The organism is Citrobacter sp. RHBSTW-00881 (genome assembly GCF_013728515.1).
GTDB lineage: Bacteria > Pseudomonadota > Gammaproteobacteria > Enterobacterales > Enterobacteriaceae > Citrobacter > Citrobacter braakii.
The window spans coordinates 2,788,949-2,807,779 of record NZ_CP056269.1 but is presented as its reverse complement, the minus strand read 5'-3'; the positions used below and the strand labels follow the sequence as shown (position 1 = coordinate 2,807,779).

Genomic DNA, 18,831 nt, shown 5'->3' with positions numbered 1-18,831 from the left:
ATACAACAAACAAAGCAACACGCAAACGATTAAATTCACAACACAGACCGCAGGAAAGGGTCACTATAATGATTCCACAAATTTCTCAGGCGCCAGGTGTCGTTCAACTGGTGCTCAATTTTTTGCAGGCACTGGAGCAGCAAGGATTTACGGGCGATACGGCAACGAGCTATGCCGATCGTCTGACAATGTCGACGGATAACAGTATTTATCAGCTGCTTCCTGATGCTGTCGTATTCCCTCGTTCAACCGCAGATGTGGCGCTCATTGCTCGTCTGGCGGCGGAACCTCTTTTCTCTTCGTTGATTTTTACCCCACGCGGCGGCGGCACCGGGACCAACGGTCAGGCGCTGAATCAGGGCATTATTGTTGATATGTCCCGCTATATGAGCCGCATCATTGAAATCAATGCGCAGGAAGGTTGGGTGCGGGTCGAAGCCGGGGTGATAAAAGACCAGCTCAACCAGTTTCTCAAGCCTTACGGCTATTTCTTTGCCCCCGAGTTATCCACCAGTAACCGGGCAACGCTGGGTGGGATGATCAATACCGACGCATCCGGACAAGGCTCGTTGGTTTACGGTAAAACCTCCGATCACGTGCTGGGTATCCGCGCGGTGCTGATGGGCGGCGATATTCTTGATACCCAGCCAATGCCGGTCGAACTTGCCCAAACGCTGGGTAATAGCAACACCACTATTGGCCGCATTTACAAGACGGTTTATGAGCGTTGCCGCGACAACCGACAGCTGATCATTGATAAATTCCCGAAACTTAATCGCTTCCTGACCGGTTACGATCTGCGGCACGTCTTTAACGATGAGATGACCGAATTTGATTTAACCCGCATTCTTACTGGCTCTGAAGGTACGCTGGCGTTTATCACCGAAGCCCGTCTGGATATCACGCCGCTACCCAAAGTCAGACAACTGGTTAACGTTAAGTACGACTCTTTCGACTCGGCATTGCGAAATGCCCCGGTGATGGTGGAAGCGCGCGCGCTGTCGGTAGAAACCGTCGACTCCAAAGTGCTTAACCTGGCACGGGAAGATATTGTCTGGCACTCGGTAAGTGAATTGATTACCGATGTGGCGGATAAAGAGATGCTGGGTCTGAATATTGTGGAGTTTGCCGGTGACGATGAAGCATTGATTGATTCGCAGGTCAGCGCACTGTGCGAACGGCTGGATGGCTTAATTGCGCGTCAGGAAGCGGGTGTTATAGGCTGGCAGCTATGTACCGAGCTGGCAGGCGTCGAGCGCATTTACGCGATGCGTAAAAAAGCCGTCGGTCTGCTGGGGAATGCGAAAGGGGCCGCGAAGCCGATTCCGTTTGCTGAAGATACCTGCGTTCCGCCGGAACATCTGGCTGACTATATTGCCGAGTTCCGTGCGCTGCTCGATAGCCACGGCCTGAGTTACGGCATGTTTGGTCACGTGGATGCAGGCGTGCTGCACGTCAGACCGGCGCTGGATATGTGCGACCCGCAGCAGGAAGTGCTGATGAAACGCATTTCTGACGATGTTGTCGCGCTGACGGCAAAATATGGCGGTCTGCTGTGGGGCGAGCACGGGAAAGGTTTTCGTGCAGAATATAGCCCGGCGTTCTTCGGTGAGGAATTGTATCGCGAACTGCGTAAAGTGAAATCGGTGTTTGATCCGCAAAACCGGCTCAATCCGGGCAAAATCTGTCCACCGGAGGATGTTGATGCGCCGATGATGAAAGTGGACGCGGTGAAGCGCGGAACGTATGACCGTCAGATCCCGCTGGCCGTACGCCAGGAGTGGCGTGGGGCGATGGAGTGTAACGGCAACGGGTTATGCTTTAACTTTGATGCGAAAAGCCCGATGTGTCCGTCGATGAAAATCAGCCTCAACCGTATCCATTCACCGAAAGGGCGAGCTACGCTGGTGCGTGAATGGCTGCGTCTGTTGGCAGATCGCGGGATTGACCCGCTACAGCTGGAAAAAGAGCTACCGGAAAAACGTGCCAGTTTACGTACGCTGATTGCCCGTACCCGCAATAGCTGGCATGCGCGCAAAGGCGAATACGATTTCTCGCACGAAGTGAAAGAGGCAATGTCGGGTTGTCTGGCGTGTAAAGCCTGCTCCACACAGTGCCCGATTAAAATCGATGTGCCGGAGTTCCGCTCACGCTTCCTGCAGTTGTATCACACGCGTTATCTGCGGCCGTTGCGCGATCACATGGTGGCGACCGTTGAGAGCTATGCGCCGTTAATGGCGCGGGCACCCAACGCGTTTAACTTCTTCATCAACCAGCCGCTGGTGCGTAATCTGGCTAAAAAGCACATCGGCATGGTCGACTTACCGCTGCTGTCTGCGCCGTCGCTTCAACGTCAGTTGGTTGGCCATCGTTCCGCCAATATGACGCTGGAACAGCTCGAATTACTCAGCCTTGAGCAAAAAGCCCGTACGGTGCTGGTGGTGCAGGATCCGTTCACCAGCTATTACGATGCACAGGTGGTGGCTGATTTTATACGTCTGGTTGAAAAGCTGGGTTTGCAGCCGGTACTGCTGCCGTTCTCGCCAAATGGCAAGGCCCAGCATATTAAGGGCTTTTTAAACCGTTTTGCTAAAACCGCAAAGAAAACATCTGAGTTTCTCAATCGGGTGGCGAAGCTGAATATTCCGATGGTGGGTGTCGATCCGGCGCTGGTGCTTTGCTATCGCGATGAATACAAACTGGCGCTCGGGGAACAGCGGGGCGATTTCCATGTGTTACTCGCCAACGAATGGTTATCGACAGTTGTGGAATCACAGCCGCCAGTCGCTGTGGGCGGTGAAGCGTGGTACTTCTTTGGACACTGTACCGAAGTGACGGCCCTGCCGGGCGCGCCTGCTCAGTGGGCGGCTATTTTTGCCCGCTTTGGCGCAAAGCTGGAGAACATCAGCGTAGGGTGCTGTGGCATGGCGGGCACCTATGGCCACGAAGTGAAGAATCATCAGAACTCACTGGGGATCTATGAGCTATCATGGCACCAGGCAATGCAACGATTGCCGCGTAACCGTTGTCTGGCTACCGGATACTCCTGTCGCAGTCAGGTTAAACGCGTTGAAGGCACGGGCGTTCGCCATCCATTACAGGCACTGCTGGAGATTATAGGATGATCTGGAAACGTGAAGTCACACTCGAAGCGCTCAACGCCATGGGTGAAGGAAATATGGTTGGGCTGCTTGATATTCGTTTTGTGCACATTGGCGATGACACGCTGGAAGCCACAATGCCGGTAGACCACCGTACTAAACAACCATTTGGTTTGCTGCACGGCGGCGCGTCTGTAGTGCTGGCTGAGAGCATTGGTTCGGTGGCTGGCTACCTGTGTACTCAGGGTGAGCAGAAAGTGGTGGGCCTGGAGGTCAACGCCAACCATATTCGCTCGGCGCGGGAAGGGCGCGTCAGAGGGGTATGTCGCGCGGTGCATACCGGCTCCCGTCATCAGGTATGGCAAATCGAAATCTTCGATGAGCAGGGACGATTGTGCTGCACGTCGCGTCTGACGACAGCAATTTTGTGATGCATATTGCTTTTGGTCATTATCTGCACAGGGAATGGTGTTATACTGTGCAGGTTTTGAACACAAGCGAGGATGATATGTCTACCCAATTAGACCCGGCCCAACTGGCAATAGAGTTTTTACGTCGTGATAAAACCGATCTTTCACCAGCTCAGTACCTGAAAAGACTGAAACAGTTAGAGCTGGAGTTCGCGGATTTATTGACGCTTTCTTCGACTGAACTAAAAGAAGAGATCTATTTTGCCTGGCGCATGGGCGTTCATTGATTCCGGTATGCTTATCGTAATGAAACCCCGACACGCGTTCGGGGTTATTTTTTGCGTTAAATCTCAATCACCACTTCATCTCACCAGTATTAACCTTCGCACTTAGCTCCAGAGAACTTGCGTCTGCAAGACCTGGCCATGCCGCGGTGATGGTTTTAATCACATAATCCGAACCTTTCTTCGCCCCTAACGCCTGCTCAAACGATTGCAGATAGTCCTGTGTGAAGCGAATCGCTTTATCGCCCGCAGGGCGTTCGCCGATGTAATGCCCCGGGACCACCTGGGTGGGTTGTAACTTCTGCATTTCGCTCAGTACGCTACGCCACGCGCTACGCTGTTCTGCAGATTGCGTATCCGCCGTCCAGACGTGTATACCAGACGCCACGCCGGTACCGCCAATAATGGCACGGTTCGCCGGGATCCAGACATAGGCTGCATAATCATTAGGGTGGCGCAGTTCCAGCGCTTCACCATCAACTGTGAAATGCGTTTGCGTTGTCGCTTGCGGAACAGTGAGCGATGTTGGCGCGCCATCCTTCATTTGCGGACCCCAGAATTGCAGTTTGGCCTCTTTGGTGGCACGGATATGGTCTACTACGTGCGGTGTTGCCAGGACTTTTACCTGTGGGAAGGCTTTGACGATAGGCTGCAGTCCGAAATAGAAATCCGGATCGCCGGAGGTGATCACGATGGCCTTCAGCGTTTTACCGCTGGCGCGAATCATCTGCACCAGCTGTTCACCATCTTTAGTACTGAACTGTGCGTCAAACAATATTGCTTCTTTCGGTCCTGAAACCAGCGTTGAAGAGACCGGGAAAATAGCCTTGTCCTGTGGATTGTAGACGTCCAGCTGTAGCGTCGCGGCAAAGGATGAAGAGGCGAACAGAGGTAACAGCAGGGCCAGCGTTTTAACTTTCATGCCAGGTATCCTTGTGCAGGAAATTGTCTTTTGATAGTTCCTGTATTTTAAGGAAATTCGGATCTGTTAGAATTCCCTTATTAGGACATGCTGAGTTTCATAAAACGATCGGATGGGATGCAATGGACAGAGTGATGGCGGCAACGGTATTCAACCATATCTGTGATTTGGGCAGTCTGAGCGCCGCCGCGCGTGCGCTGGGGCTTTCCCGTCCGATGGTCAGTCGTTACCTCGACGAGATGGAAAAATGGGCGGGTGCAAGGCTTATCCATCGCTCGTCGCGCCGTCTGACGATCACGCCAGCGGGTGAAGAGGCATTAGTGAAAACGCGTTCTCTGGCGCAGCTTTCGCTGGATATTGGTGCCGCCAGCGCCGCGCAAACTCCCTCTGGCACGCTACGTGTGGCCTGTGCGCATTTTACAGCTATGCATATTTTAGCGCCGGTACTGCCCGCGTTTCTGACGAAGTATCCACAACTGCGTATCGAGGTGGAGATCAATAATCAACCGGTAAGCCTCGTTGGAGAACGCATTGATGTGGCGATCCGTATAACGGATAACCCTGAACCTGGAACTATCGCCCGTCGCCTTGGCGACTGTAAATCGGTACTGTGCGCGTCTGTAGAGTACCTGCATCAACATGGCACTCCTGAGACTATCGACGACCTTACGCAGCATAATTGTCTCTACTACAGCGGGTTTGCCGGAAAATCCTGGCACTTTCTGGATGCCCAGGGGCGGGCTGCCGCTGTTGCGATTAAAGGCAATTTGAGCGCCGGGATCTCTTCGTTGCTTTGTGAGTCGGCGTTGGCGGGAACGGGCATTGCGCTGGTGCCGGAACTGGAGGCGCGGGAAGGGCTGGCACAGGGAAAGCTGGTTAGACTCTTGCCCGAGCTTCAACCAAAAAGCCTGCCAATTTATGGTTTATATCTTTCGCGGGAGCATCAGCCTGCAGGACTGCGCCTGTTGCTGGACGCGCTCAGTGAAAAACAGCGCCTAATAATTGATTGAATACGCTTATAAAATAGTCAAATCGCAATTTGTGTTAAACAAAACATATCCGGAAGTGAGATTATTCTTATCGCCCCTTCAAGAGCTAAGCCATCGTGAGTGCCGGAGATAAGCGCCGGATGGGGCCGGAACCCTTAAGCCTGCCAGCAAGCAGCCTTAAGGGTTTTTTGTTGTCTTCACGTAGTGCCCGAACGGGATTGTACCTACTTGCCGTGAGTCTGCAGACCGGTGTTGTCAAAAAATAGCCGTGGTGACATTTAAGTTTAAAGAATCAAAACCGCTTTATATCGCACAGAGAATGCAGAACAGACCCTTTGGTAAATCATTACTGTGTGCGCTGTTCTGGTCACCGTATCAGCTTGAAAATAATATAACCCCTGCCTACGGGCGAGTGAAAAATGGCAATGGGTGGTTAGCCAACCGTTAACTTTTTTCCGTTCACCGCTCTGCGAATCTCATCTCTGATAACTCCCTGGTTAGGTATAGCCTGACAGAGGAAGTTACCCCTTCTATCACAGAAATAGTCATTTTCTATACATCTTTTGATTATCGACCTGTCTCGCCGATTGAAATTACTTAATCCATTATTAATCAATGCATTGAACAAAAAAATCCATCCCTGTTAACCCACGCAGCAGGGTCTATGCTTAGTAAAAGGGGTCAAAAAGGGCGATTAACCCGAATGCCCCTGCTGTTGAGGGGTTGAAGTGATAATCATTATCACTAACATGTTGTTATAGCTTGAAAGCTAGTGACTCGAGGTAACCCTATGGAATTGCATTCAGGAACATTTAACCCGGACGATTTTGCCTGGCGTGGTCTGACGTTAACGCCAGCGGCTGCGGCGCACATCCGCGAGCTGGTGGCAAAGCAACCCGACATGTTAGGCGTGCGTTTAGGCGTGAAGCAAACGGGATGCGCGGGATTTGGCTACGTGCTGGACACCGTTCGCCAGGCGGAAAAAGACGATCTGCTGTTTGAAACGGAGGGGGCCAGACTTTATGTACCGTTACAGGCGATGCCGTTCATCGACGGCACAGAAGTTGATTTCGTGCGCGAAGGATTAAATCAGCTATTTAAATTTCATAACCCGAAAGCCCAGAACGAATGCGGCTGTGGCGAAAGTTTTGGGGTATAGGCGGTACTATGTCTCGTAATACTGAAGCAACTGACGATGTCAACACCTGGGCTGGCGGGCACCTTAATTACAAAGAGGGCTTCTTCACCCATCTACAAACCGATGAACTGGCGAAAGGGATCAACGAAGATGTCGTGCGCGCGATTTCGGCAAAACGTAATGAACCCGACTGGATGCTGGAATTTCGCCTGAATGCCTTTAAAGCGTGGCTAACCATGGAAGAGCCGCACTGGCTAAAAGCGCATTACGATAAGCTGAACTACCAGGAGTACAGTTATTACTCCGCGCCGTCCTGCGGTAATTGCGATGAAACCTGCGCGTCTGAGCCGGGCGCGGTGCAGCAAACGGGGGCGAATGCGTTTTTAAGTAAAGAAGTTGAGGACGCATTTGAGCAGCTTGGCGTGCCGGTCCGCGAAGGCAAAGAGGTGGCGGTTGATGCTATTTTTGACTCGGTGTCGGTGGCGACAACTTATCGCGATAAACTGGCGGAACAGGGCATTATTTTCTGTTCGTTTGGTGAGGCGATTCACGATCACCCTGAGCTGGTAAAACAATATCTGGGTACGGTTGTCCCGGGTAATGACAATTTCTTTGCGGCGCTAAATGCGGCGGTGGCCTCCGACGGCACGTTTATTTATGTCCCGAAAGGTGTACGTTGCCCAATGGAACTGTCGACCTATTTCCGTATAAATGCGGAAAAAACCGGTCAGTTTGAACGCACCATTCTGGTGGCGGATGAGGGCAGTTACGTCAGCTATATCGAAGGCTGTTCAGCCCCGGTACGCGATAGCTACCAACTGCATGCCGCGGTGGTGGAAGTCATCATCCACAAAGATGCCGAAGTGAAATACTCGACGGTACAAAACTGGTTCCCTGGTGATGGTAACACCGGCGGCATTTTGAACTTCGTCACCAAGCGCGCTCTGTGCGAAGGCGAAAACAGCAAAATGTCGTGGACGCAGTCGGAAACCGGCTCGGCCATTACCTGGAAATACCCAAGCTGTATTCTGCGCGGCGACAACTCTATCGGCGAATTCTACTCCGTCGCGTTGACCAGTGGTTATCAGCAGGCCGATACCGGCACCAAGATGATCCACATCGGCAAGAACACCAAATCGACCATTATCTCGAAAGGGATCTCTGCGGGACACAGTCAAAACAGCTATCGCGGCTTAGTGAAGATCATGCCGACCGCAACCAACGCCCGCAACTATACCCAATGCGACTCGATGCTGATTGGCGTGGATTGTGGAGCGCACACCTTCCCGTATGTGGAGTGTCGTAACAACAGCGCCCAGCTTGAGCATGAAGCCACGACCTCGCGCATTGGTGAAGACCAGCTGTTTTACTGTTTGCAGCGCGGCATCAGCGAAGAAGATGCCATTTCGATGATCGTTAATGGTTTCTGTAAAGACGTGTTCTCTGAACTGCCGCTGGAATTTGCCGTTGAAGCGCAAAAACTTCTCGCCATAAGTCTTGAACACAGCGTCGGTTAAAATTTAAGGAAAGCACATGTTAAGCATTAAAAATTTACAGGTCAGTGTGGAAGATAAGGCGATCCTGCGTGGGCTGAGCCTGGATATTGGCCCCGGAGAGGTACACGCCATTATGGGGCCGAACGGTTCCGGGAAAAGTACGCTTTCCGCAACGCTCGCCGGGCGCGATGACTACGAAGTTACCGGCGGGACGGTAGAATTCAACGGTAAGGATTTACTGGAACTGTCACCCGAAGACCGGGCCGGTGAAGGGATCTTTATGGCATTTCAGTATCCGGTAGAAATCCCCGGCGTCAGTAATCAGTTTTTCCTGCAAACGGCACTGAATGCGGTGCGCAGTTACCGTGGCGAAGAGTCGCTGGACAGGTTTGACTTCCAGGATCTGATGGAAGAGAAAATCGCGTTATTGAAGATGCCGGAAGATTTGTTAACGCGTTCGGTCAACGTTGGTTTCTCCGGTGGCGAGAAAAAGCGTAATGACATTTTGCAAATGGCGGTGCTGGAACCTCAGCTGTGCATTCTTGATGAGTCGGACTCCGGGCTGGATATCGACGCGCTGAAAGTCGTTGCGGATGGCGTGAACTCGCTGCGCGACGGGCAACGTTCATTCATTATCGTCACCCACTATCAGCGCATCCTGGATTACATCAAACCCGATTATGTGCACGTTCTCTACCAGGGGCGAATTGTGAAATCCGGTGATTTCACGCTGGTCAAACAACTGGAGGAGCAAGGTTATGGCTGGCTTAGCGAACAGCAGTAACGTGCTGCAACAGTGGCATCATCTGTTTGAAACGCAAGGGGAGACGCGCTCGCACCACGCCCAACAGCACCTGCAGCAGATGCTGCGTCTGGGACTGCCAACGCGTAAGCATGAGGACTGGAAATACACACCGCTGGAAGGATTAACCAACAGCCAGTTTGTCAGTCATGTCACTGAGATAACGTCCGCCCAGTGTGAAGCGTTAGCGCCGGCTATTGCTGCTGTCCGCCTGGTGTTTGTTGACGGGCAATTCTGTCCAACGCTCAGCGACAGCGCAGAAGGTAGCGGGTTTAACATTACCGTTGATGACGTGCGCCAGTCGCTACCGGCGGCTATCCAACCGGAAGTCTTTCTGCACCTGACCGAAAGCCTCTCCCGCAGCGTAACGCACATTCAGGTGAAGCGTAACCAGCGACCGGCAAAACCGTTGCTGCTGCTGCACATTACCCAGGGGCTGGCGGGTGATGAGGTGAACACGGCGCACTATCGCCACCATCTGGACCTGGCAGAAGGCGCAGAAGCCACCGTCATTGAACACTATGTCAGCCTCAGCGAATATCGCCATTTTACCGGTGCACGATTAACGATGAACGTCGCGGCAAACGCACACTTGCGCCACATCAAACTGGCGTTTGAGAATCCGCTCAGCCACCACTTCGCGCATAATGATATTCAGTTGGGCGCTGATGCCACGGCCGCCAGCCACAGCTTTTTACTCGGTGATGCGGTGTTGCGCCATAACACCAGCACCCAGCTTAACGGCGAAAACACCACGCTTCGGCTTAACAGCCTGGCGATGCCGGTGAAAAATGAAGTCTGCGATACCCGCACCTGGCTTGCGCACAACAAGGGATATTGCAACAGTCGACAACTGCATAAAACGATTGTCAGCGATAAGGGGCGGGCGGTATTCAATGGCCTGATCAACGTCGCTCAGCACGCCATTAAAACCGACGGTCAGATGACCAACAATAATTTGCTGCTCGGAAAACTGGCGGAAGTGGATACCAAGCCGCAGCTTGAAATTTATGCCGACGACGTGAAATGCAGCCACGGGGCGACGGTAGGGCGGATCGACGACGAGCAGATGTTCTATCTGCGTTCGCGCGGGATCGGCCAGCAAGATGCCCAACAAATGATTCTCTATGCGTTTGCCGCTGAGCTGACTGAAGCCCTGGGCGAGGAAACGCTGAAACAACAGGTCCTGGCACGGATCGCTCAACGCTTGCCGGGAGGCGTAGCATGACATTTCCCATTGAAAAAGTGCGGGCTGATTTTCCGGTCCTGACGCGTGAAGTGAACGGTTTACCGTTGGCGTATCTGGATAGCGCCGCCAGCGCGCAAAAGCCCAACCAGGTGATTGATGCCGAAGCCGAGTTTTACCGTCATGGCTATGCCGCGGTCCACCGCGGGATCCATACGCTGAGCGCGCAGGCCACGGAAAAAATGGAGAATGTGCGCAAGCTCGCCTCGCTGTTTATCAACGCCCGTTCAGCTGAAGAACTGGTGTTTGTTCGCGGCACAACGGAAGGTATCAACCTGGTAGCTAACAGCTGGGGCGGCAGTAATGTGCGGGCGGGCGATAACATTATCATCAGCGAAATGGAGCACCACGCCAATATTGTGCCCTGGCAGATGTTGTGCGCCCGCGTAGGTGCAGAACTGCGCGTTATTCCGCTCAATACAGAGGGTACGTTGCAACTGGAAACGCTGCCGACGCTGTTTGACGATCGCACGAAACTGCTGGCGATTACCCATGTGTCTAACGTGCTGGGCACGGAAAACCCATTGGTTGAGATGATTGAGCTGGCGCATCAATACGGCGCGAAAGTGCTGGTGGATGGCGCACAGGCAGTTATGCATCATCAGGTGGATGTGCAGGCGCTGGATTGCGACTTCTATGTTTTCTCTGGGCACAAGCTCTACGGGCCAACCGGTATTGGCGTTCTGTATGCCAGAGAGTCGTTGCTGCAGGAGATGCCGCCGTGGGAAGGCGGTGGGTCGATGATTGCAACGGTGAGCCTGAGCCAGGGAACGACGTGGGCCAAAGCCCCCTGGCGGTTTGAAGCCGGAACGCCAAACACCGGGGGGATTATTGGACTCGGCGCGGCTATTGAATATGTTTCCGCGCTGGGGCTTACTGAAATCAGCGAATATGAACAATTCCTGATGCGCTATGCGCTGGAACAGCTGGCGGATGTGCCGGATTTAACGCTCTACGGGCCGGATAACCGTCTGGGGGTGATTGCGTTTAACCTCGGCAAACATCATGCCTATGATGTCGGGAGTTTTCTTGATAACTATGGCATCGCCGTGCGAACAGGGCATCACTGCGCTATGCCGTTGATGGCCTACTATAACGTTCCTGCGATGTGCCGGGCGTCGATTGCCATGTACAACACCCACGAAGAAGTGGATCGCCTGGTAACGGGCCTCAAGCGTATTCATCACTTACTGGGATAACAGGGAGGCGTTATGGCTGCGCTACCGGATAAAGAAAAGTTGTTGCGTAATTTTCTGCGTTGCGCTAATTGGGAAGAGAAATACCTGTACATTATTGAACTGGGTCAGCGTTTGCCGGAATTAAACGACGACGATCGTAATACGGAAAATAGCATCCAGGGCTGTCAAAGTCAGGTATGGATTGTCATGCGTCAGAATGCTGAAGGAATTATTGAATTACAGGGCGACAGCGATGCGGCAATTGTGAAAGGGCTTATCGCTGTCGTATTCATTTTATATGACCGCATGACGGCCCAGGATATTGTGAATTTTGATGTGCGTCCGTGGTTTGAAAAAATGGCGCTCGCACAGCATCTCACACCGTCTCGTTCACAAGGGCTGGAGGCGATGATTCGGGCTATTCGCACCAAAGCCGCAACTCTTAGCTAAACTGATAAAACACGTCAATTTTCAGCTCGACGTGAAAGAGTGAGGTAGTGCAACGCAGTGACTCGTAGGCCGGATCGGGCGCTCGACGCCGTCCGGCAGGAACGCCAGGGGGGTGAGTATGAAACGCGCGTCTGTTATTACGTTAATGCTAATCGGCGCTTACAGCGCTATTCAGGCCGCATGGGCGGTCGATTATCCTTTGCCTCAGGCGAACAGCCGTCTTGTTGGGCAAAATCAAACCTACACCGTGCAGGAAGGCGATAAAAACCTACAGGCGATTGCCCGTAAGTTTGATACCGCCGCAATGCTGATCCTTGAAGCCAATAATACGATTGCCCCCGTACCTAAACCCGGAACGCTAATTACTATTCCCTCGCAATTACTGCTACCGGATGCACCCCGAGAAGGCATTATTGTGAATTTGGCGGAACTGCGTCTGTATTACTTCCCGCCGGGAGAGAATATTGTTCAGGTTTTCCCAATTGGTATCGGTTTGCAGGGGCTGGAAACGCCGGTAATGGAAACCCGGGTTGGGCAGAAAATCCCGAATCCGACCTGGACCCCTACAGCAGGCATCCGTAAACGCTCTTTGGAGCGCGGCATAACATTACCGCCGGTAGTACCTGCCGGGCCAAATAACCCGTTAGGACGCTTTGCACTGCGTCTGGCGCATGGAAACGGTGAATATCTGATCCATGGCACCAGTGCGCCTGACAGCGTGGGACTGCGCGTAAGTTCTGGGTGTATTCGCATGAATGCGCCGGACATCAAAGCACTGTTTGCTCAGGTCCGGACAGGAACGCCGGTTCGGGTGATTAATGAGCCGATAAAATATTCGATAGAGCCGAACGGAATGCGCTATGTCGAGGTGCATCGACCGCTGTCGCCGGAGGAGGAGCAAAACGTCCAGACCATGCCGTATGTGCTGCCAGCCGGTTTTACCCAGTTTAAAGACAATAAAGCCGTGGATAATAGTTTGGTGGAAAGAGCCTTGTATCGTCGTGCGGGCTATCCGGTCACCGTAACGGCCGGGCAAGCGTCGGTCGTAAGCAATGGCGCGGAAGTGAAGTCTGCACAGAATGGCGTGCCGGGAGAGGATGCAGAGGTGCGCGCTACGCAATAACAGGGAAGGGTAATTCAGAGCAAAAAAAATGGCGCACAATGTGCGCCATTTTTATTACACAGATACTATTACTTGCGGTATTTAGTAGCTGCGTTGTCCAGACGCTGGTTAGCGCGAGCTGCGTCATCTTTAGCAGCCTGAACGTCGGAACGCATTGCGTTCACGTCGTTGCTCAGCTGGTCAACTTTAGCGTTCAGAGTCTGAACGTCAGAAGACAGCTGATCGATTTTAGCGTTGCTGGAGCAACCTGCCAGCAGAGTAGAACCCAGGATTACCGCGCCCAGTACCAGTTTAGTACGATTCATTATTAATACCCTCTAGATTGAGTTAATCTCCATGTAGCGTTACAAGTATTACACAAAGTTTTTTATGTTGAGAATGTTTTTTTGATGGGAATGCACTTATTTTTGATCGTTCGCTCAAAGAAGCATCGAATTGTGCAAAAACGGCTAAAAACCCGAGTGAAAACAGAAAGCTTCCATCGGATTCATCTTAGATAATCACGGATTAGATAGTGAAATCCGATTTGATTTTTTATTAATTGTAGCTATCGATAAAATAAAAAAAGCGCCACCAGGGCGCTTTTTTAAGCAAATTAATTCGCGTTGGAATTATTACAGCACGTGAACGGATGCCGTGTTGGTCGTGCCGCTCGGAACCAGTGCACCGGAAACCATCACCACAACGTCACCTTTCTGAGCCAGACCGCTTTCCAGAGCGACTTCTTTACCCAGACGATAGAAATCATCGGTAGAGCTGATTTCTTTAACCACCTGTGCAACAACGCCTTTGCTCAGCACCAGCTGACGCGCGGTAGTTTCGTTGGTGGTCAGCGCCAGGATGGTGGCATCCGGGAAGTATTTACGTACTGCGCGAGCAGATTTACCGCCCTGGGTTGCTACAACGATCAGCGGAGCATCCAGTTTTTCTGCAGTTTCAACCGCTCCACGGCAAACGGCTTCGGTGATGCGCAGTTTGCGGCTGTCGTTGTTGAAGTCCAGACGGCTGGTCATCACGCGGTCGGTACGCTCACAGATGGTTGCCATGATGGTGACGGCTTCCAGCGGGTATTTACCTTTTGCAGACTCGCCAGACAGCATGACTGCATCGGTACCGTCGAGGATGGCGTTCGCTACGTCACCGGCTTCAGCGCGGGTCGGACGCGGGTTTTTGATCATGGAGTCCAGCATCTGGGTCGCAGTGATAACGACTTTACGTGCACGGATACATTTTTCGATGATCATCTTCTGCGCGAAGATAACTTCTTCAACCGGGATCTCAACGCCCATGTCGCCACGAGCAACCATGATGCCGTCAGATGCTTCGAGGATTTCGTCGAAGTTGTTCAGGCCTTCCTGGTTTTCGATTTTGGAGATGATCTGGATGTTTTCGCCGCCGTGCGCTTTCAGGTGCTCACGGATTTCAACGACGTCAGAACGTTTACGGATAAAGGATGCTGCAACGAAGTCAACGCCTTGCTCGCAACCGAAGATCAGGTCCTGTTTGTCTTTTTCAGCCAGTGCTGGCAGCGCGATGGAAACGCCCGGCAGGTTAACACCTTTGTTTTCGCCCAGGTCGCCGTTGTTCAGCACTTTACAGATAACTTTGTTACCTTCGATAGCGGTAACTTCCATGCCGATCAGACCATCGTCAACCAGAACGGTATTGCCGACGGACAGATCTTTAGTGAAGCCTTCATAAGTAACAGCAACGATTTCGTTGTTGCCGACGACAGATTTGTCGGTGGTGAAGGTGAAGGTTTGGCCCGCTTTCAGGGAAACGTCGTTACCGCCTTCCAGTTTGATGGTACGGATTTCCGGACCTTTGGTGTCGAGCAGGATTGCGGCTTTCTTGCCGGTTTTGCTCATGACGTTGCGCAAATTCTTGATGCGCTGGCCGTGTTCTTCATAGTCCCCGTGGGAGAAGTTCAGACGCATGACGTTCATGCCCGCGTCCAGCATTTTGGTTAACATCTCTTCGGATTCGGTTTTCGGACCGATGGTGCAAACAATTTTCGTCTTTTTCATGACAGTCTTAGTCTTTAAGTTGAGAAGGATATGGAAATCTGGCTCCCGCCGCGCACGGACGGGAAGCTAAACCTGAGTTACGAAAGTTGTGATGCCTCGCACTAAGGATAGGTGACATCGAAAGAGCGTGCAGAGGAATGTGTGCTTGTGTTTCAGCCCAACGGGATGGTGAGTTTTGTAGTCGTTGAGTTTTACAGGTCAATGTGCTGAAACCATTCAAGAGACAATTGGCGCGCATTATACGCTGAAAATTATCAAAAAGGAAAATGGAAACAGCGTTTCAAAACACTTCTGTGCAGTTTTACAGAAAATATTCATTAATTTGTTTCCAGGTATGGATAAAGAGGTTATTCGCAGCAGCATTTGTTGCGCAACAAGGTGTAATTGTCATCCCAATCCCGTTCAGCTAACACCTTAGTTTCAGAAAGCATCAACATGTGTTGGCGGAGGTAATGAGCATCCCATCACAGAGAAAGGGTTCCGTTCACCTCATGTTCATCGTTTCTCTGAAACACCGATTCCTGTGAACGTGTTAAGGGTACTATCGCCGTACCCTTAACAATCCCGGCTCCCGGCGGGAAAATTGCCGCTCCGCGGTCCCCTCCGTTTATTCCTCCAGGCTACCGGGCCGGGCGCGAGGCAGCGTCCCTGCAAAACGCGCCCTGAACCCGCATCCCTGCGGGTTCTCCCGGCCTTACGGAAACACGTCGGCAATTTTCAGCCGGACCAGCCCACACCTGACCACCTGCGTTTTTTATCTGAACAGCAAAACAGAGTTAACTGGAAGTCAGTGCGTTGCAGCGATGACCCCGGTCAGGTTGAAAATCGATGAGCCTCCCTTGCACGTTCACGGGTATCTGTGCTTCAGAGAATTGATACCACTGAGGTGAACGGAACCCTGAGCCGAAATCACATGTTCTCCATAATGCTTAGCTGACAAGCATTACATCCCAATCCCTGACTTTTTGTGTATAACGCCGACCAAATCGACATATTTCTAAAAGTTATATCAAATGCGTTTTAATTCATTTTAAAAGCCAATCTCACTGATTACACTCGTTTGGACATCCATACTGCTAAACAGCCAAAAGCGCTAGCAGCAGAACAATAAGCAGCAGCGGATACCTAAACGACATGATTGTCCTGAAAAATATTTCGAAAGTGTTTACGCCAGGCAGGCTTGCCATTACCGCTGTCGATAACGTCAACCTGACGGTTGAACAGGGACAGATTTACGGAATTATTGGTTACAGCGGGGCGGGGAAAAGCACCTTAATACGCTTACTTAATGGTCTGGAAAAACCGACTTCAGGCAGCGTAACGATTAACGGCCACGATATCTCTGCCGCCCGTGGGGAAGCGTTACGTCAGGCGCGACTGAAAATCAGCATGGTGTTTCAACACTTCAATTTGCTGTGGTCACGAACGGTTAGTGAAAATATTGCGTTCTCTATGCAAATTGCTGGAGCGCCAAAAGCATCGATTAAAGCGCGAGTTGCTGAACTGATTTCGCTGGTGGGGCTGAGCGGTCGTGAAAATGCGTATCCGTCCCAGCTTAGCGGTGGGCAAAAACAGCGGGTAGGAATTGCCCGTGCGCTGGCGAACAATCCTGACGTTCTGCTGTGTGATGAAGCCACTTCGGCGCTGGATCCGCAAACTACCGATCAGATCCTCGATTTGCTGCTCGATATTAATCGCCGTTTCAAATTAACCATTGTGCTGATCACGCATGAAATGCACGTGGTACGCAAAATCTGCGATCGCGTCGCGGTAATGGAAAACGGCAGAGTCGTTGAGGAAGGCGACGTGCTCAACGTCTTTACCCATCCGCAGCAGCCGATCACCCGACAGTTTGTTCGTCAGGTGAGTCAGTACACCGAGGAAGACGAGTTTAACCCACAGTTGGCCAGTGAGCTGGGCGGTGTGGTGATCAAGCTAACGTTTACCGGGCAACGTACGCATCGGCCTGTGGTTGGCGAATTGACCCTGCGCTATGGCCTGCCGTTTAACATTTTACACGGCAAGATGACGCAAACCGCGCACGGCGTGTTTGGTCAGCTTTGGGTGCACGTTGTGGCCTCTGAGGAACAATTGAACAATATTTTGGCCGATCTGCGCCAGAGCGACATTGAAGGCGAGGTGATCAACCATGGCTGAAGAACTGTTTCCTCATCTGAAGTGGGAGCAACTGCTGGCAGCAACCCAGGAAACGCTCTACATGACGGTCCTTTCTGGCGCGGCGACCTTTGTCCTGGGCGTTGCACTTGGTCTGGCGCTGTTCCTGACCGCACGTGGCGGACTGTTTCACAATCGCGCGGTGTATAGCGTTATTTCGCTGGTGGTGAATATCTTTCGTTCCATCCCGTTCATCATTCTGATCGTGCTGCTGATCCCGTTTACCAAAGCGATGGTTGGCACCATTCTCGGCGCTAATGCTGCGTTGCCTGCGCTGATTGTAGGGGCTGCACCGTTTTATGCGCGTCTGGTCGAAATTGCCCTGCGTGAAGTCGACAAAGGGGTTATTGAGGCGACGCGTTCGATGGGCGCACGGCTAAGCACGCTTATTTTTCGGGTTTTACTGCCGGAATCCTCTCCTGCTCTGGTGTCCGGGATCACCGTGACGCTGATTGCGCTGGTCAGCTACAGCGCGATGGCAGGGGTGATTGGTGCCGGTGGTTTAGGGAATTTGGCCTATCTGGAAGGATTCCAGCGCAACCACAGCGACGTCACGCTGGTGGCGACGGTGACGATTTTGCTCATTGTCTTCATCATCCAGCTTTGCGGCGATGTGATCACCTCTCTGTTAGATAAACGCTAATAAAATACGGAAACCATTATCATGAAAAAATCACTGACATTACTCGCCGCAGCAACCTTAAGCGCCCTGAGCTTTGCCTCCTGGGCAGATACTCTGACCGTTGGCGCCTCAAACGTGCCGCACGCGGAGATCCTTGAGCAGGCTAAGCCTATTCTGGCGAAGCAGGGGATCGATTTAGAGATTAAACCGTTCCAGGATTACATTCTGCCCAACACCGCGCTGGCTGGCCGTGAGATTGACGCTAACTACTTCCAGCATATTCCGTACCTGAACAGCGTGATTAAAGATCATGCGGGCGATAAAACCTATGATTTCGTCAGCGCCGGAGCGATTCACATCGAGCCAATTGGGATCTATTCGAAAAAAGTGAAATCGCTTAAAGATCTGCCGGAAGGCGGCAAGGTCATCATGCGCGATGCGGTATCTGAGGAAGGCCGTATTCTGTCGATTTTCGAAAAAGAGGGCGTAATCAAGCTGAAGCCGGGCGTGGATAAAGTCACCGCGCGCATTAGCGATATCGTCGAGAACCCGAAAAAACTGAAGTTCCTGCCTAACGTGGAAGCCGCGCTGTTACCGCAGATGTATAACAACGACGAAGGCGATGCAGTGGTGATTAACGCCAACTACGCCATCGACGCCGGGCTGGATCCGGTAAAAGATCCTATCGCCGTCGAAAGTGGTGAAAACAACCCGTATGCCAACATCATTACCGTGCATCGTGGCGACGAGAAGAAAAAAGATATCGTGGCGCTGGTTGATGTCCTGCACTCAAAAGAGATCCAGGACTGGATCCGCACCAAATATAAAGGTGCGGTGATCCCGGTAAATAACTGATCCGCTGGCGTTA

At 52.1% G+C, this 18,831-nt stretch carries 18 protein-coding genes; 14 read left to right on the top strand and 4 right to left on the bottom strand.

Annotated features, from left to right (window positions below):
- Positions 1-68 precede the first annotated feature (68 nt).
- The 3 genes from ydiJ (at position 69) to HV311_RS13455 (ending at position 3,798) form a co-directional block, all read left to right on the top strand.
- Positions 69-3,125: a D-2-hydroxyglutarate dehydrogenase YdiJ gene (gene ydiJ / locus HV311_RS13465; protein WP_191220061.1), complete on the top strand. Its 3,057-nt coding sequence runs from the start codon at positions 69-71 to the stop codon at positions 3,123-3,125.
- The gene (menI, locus tag HV311_RS13460; RefSeq protein ID WP_016152900.1) at positions 3,122-3,532 is read left to right on the top strand and encodes a 1,4-dihydroxy-2-naphthoyl-CoA hydrolase; all 411 of its coding nucleotides are present in this window, start codon (positions 3,122-3,124) and stop codon (positions 3,530-3,532) included. Before ydiJ ends, menI begins: the two co-directional genes overlap by 4 nt.
- Positions 3,533-3,609: 77 nt before the next feature.
- Positions 3,610-3,798, top strand: a complete 189-nt coding sequence (locus HV311_RS13455; protein ID WP_029139522.1) for a YdiH family protein — start codon at positions 3,610-3,612, stop codon at positions 3,796-3,798.
- Positions 3,799-3,865: 67 nt separating this feature from the next.
- Here the strand turns inward: HV311_RS13455 and HV311_RS13450 are convergent, their stop codons facing one another.
- A complete protein-coding gene (locus tag HV311_RS13450) occupies positions 3,866-4,717 on the bottom strand; it encodes a Vmh family MBL fold metallo-hydrolase (RefSeq protein WP_191220060.1) in 852 nt (283 codons plus the stop codon).
- Positions 4,718-4,839: 122 nt separating this feature from the next.
- Here HV311_RS13450 and HV311_RS13445 point away from each other — a divergent pair, with 122 nt between their 5' ends.
- The 8 genes from HV311_RS13445 (at position 4,840) to ldtE (ending at position 13,139) form a co-directional block, all read left to right on the top strand.
- The gene (locus tag HV311_RS13445) at positions 4,840-5,727 is read left to right on the top strand and encodes a LysR family transcriptional regulator (protein WP_191220059.1); all 888 of its coding nucleotides are present in this window, start codon (positions 4,840-4,842) and stop codon (positions 5,725-5,727) included.
- 769 nt (positions 5,728-6,496) lie between these two features.
- Complete coding sequence (sufA, locus tag HV311_RS13440; RefSeq protein WP_016152905.1) at positions 6,497-6,865, top strand: Fe-S cluster assembly scaffold SufA; 369 nt, start codon at positions 6,497-6,499, stop codon at positions 6,863-6,865.
- 8 nt (positions 6,866-6,873) lie between these two features.
- Positions 6,874-8,361 (top strand): Fe-S cluster assembly protein SufB, encoded by a 1,488-nt coding sequence (sufB, locus tag HV311_RS13435; protein WP_191220058.1) that lies wholly within the window; start codon positions 6,874-6,876, stop codon positions 8,359-8,361.
- A gap of 16 nt (positions 8,362-8,377) precedes the next feature.
- Positions 8,378-9,124, top strand: a complete 747-nt coding sequence (gene sufC / locus HV311_RS13430; protein WP_016152907.1) for a Fe-S cluster assembly ATPase SufC — start codon at positions 8,378-8,380, stop codon at positions 9,122-9,124.
- Entirely contained in the window at positions 9,099-10,370 is a 1,272-nt protein-coding gene (gene sufD, locus HV311_RS13425; protein WP_191220057.1) for a Fe-S cluster assembly protein SufD, read from the top strand. Before sufC ends, sufD begins: the two co-directional genes overlap by 26 nt.
- Positions 10,367-11,587 carry a cysteine desulfurase SufS gene (gene sufS / locus HV311_RS13420; RefSeq protein WP_016156370.1) on the top strand — a complete coding sequence of 407 codons (1,221 nt, stop codon included), beginning with the start codon at positions 10,367-10,369 and terminating at the stop codon, positions 11,585-11,587. The genes sufD and sufS overlap by 4 nt, the downstream gene beginning before the upstream one ends.
- Positions 11,588-11,599: 12 nt before the next feature.
- A complete protein-coding gene (gene sufE / locus HV311_RS13415) occupies positions 11,600-12,016 on the top strand; it encodes a cysteine desulfuration protein SufE (RefSeq protein WP_016152910.1) in 417 nt (138 codons plus the stop codon).
- A gap of 118 nt (positions 12,017-12,134) precedes the next feature.
- A complete protein-coding gene (ldtE, locus tag HV311_RS13410; protein ID WP_016152911.1) occupies positions 12,135-13,139 on the top strand; it encodes a L,D-transpeptidase LdtE in 1,005 nt (334 codons plus the stop codon).
- A 68-nt stretch (positions 13,140-13,207) separates the two neighbouring features.
- Here the strand turns inward: ldtE and lpp are convergent, their stop codons facing one another.
- The 3 genes from lpp to ynhH all read right to left on the bottom strand — a co-directional run bounded on the left by lpp (position 13,208) and on the right by ynhH (position 15,404).
- The gene (gene lpp / locus HV311_RS13405; RefSeq protein ID WP_003029373.1) at positions 13,208-13,444 is read right to left on the bottom strand and encodes a murein lipoprotein Lpp; all 237 of its coding nucleotides are present in this window, start codon (positions 13,442-13,444) and stop codon (positions 13,208-13,210) included.
- Between the two features lie 309 nt (positions 13,445-13,753).
- The gene (gene pykF / locus HV311_RS13400; protein WP_016152912.1) at positions 13,754-15,166 is read right to left on the bottom strand and encodes a pyruvate kinase PykF; all 1,413 of its coding nucleotides are present in this window, start codon (positions 15,164-15,166) and stop codon (positions 13,754-13,756) included.
- Positions 15,167-15,173: 7 nt separating this feature from the next.
- Positions 15,174-15,404: a protein YnhH gene (gene ynhH / locus HV311_RS28260; RefSeq protein WP_419095934.1), complete on the bottom strand. Its 231-nt coding sequence runs from the start codon at positions 15,402-15,404 to the stop codon at positions 15,174-15,176.
- Positions 15,405-16,300: 896 nt separating this feature from the next.
- Between ynhH and HV311_RS13395 the strand changes: the two genes are divergently transcribed.
- From HV311_RS13395 to HV311_RS13385, 3 genes are read left to right on the top strand one after another with little or no spacing between them, the layout of a single operon-like run.
- Positions 16,301-17,323, top strand: a complete 1,023-nt coding sequence (locus tag HV311_RS13395) for a methionine ABC transporter ATP-binding protein (protein ID WP_109017532.1) — start codon at positions 16,301-16,303, stop codon at positions 17,321-17,323.
- A complete protein-coding gene (locus HV311_RS13390) occupies positions 17,316-17,984 on the top strand; it encodes a methionine ABC transporter permease (protein WP_016152914.1) in 669 nt (222 codons plus the stop codon). The genes HV311_RS13395 and HV311_RS13390 overlap by 8 nt, the downstream gene beginning before the upstream one ends.
- Before the next feature lie 21 nt (positions 17,985-18,005).
- Positions 18,006-18,818, top strand: a complete 813-nt coding sequence (locus HV311_RS13385; RefSeq protein ID WP_003029358.1) for a MetQ/NlpA family ABC transporter substrate-binding protein — start codon at positions 18,006-18,008, stop codon at positions 18,816-18,818.
- Positions 18,819-18,831 lie beyond the last annotated feature (13 nt).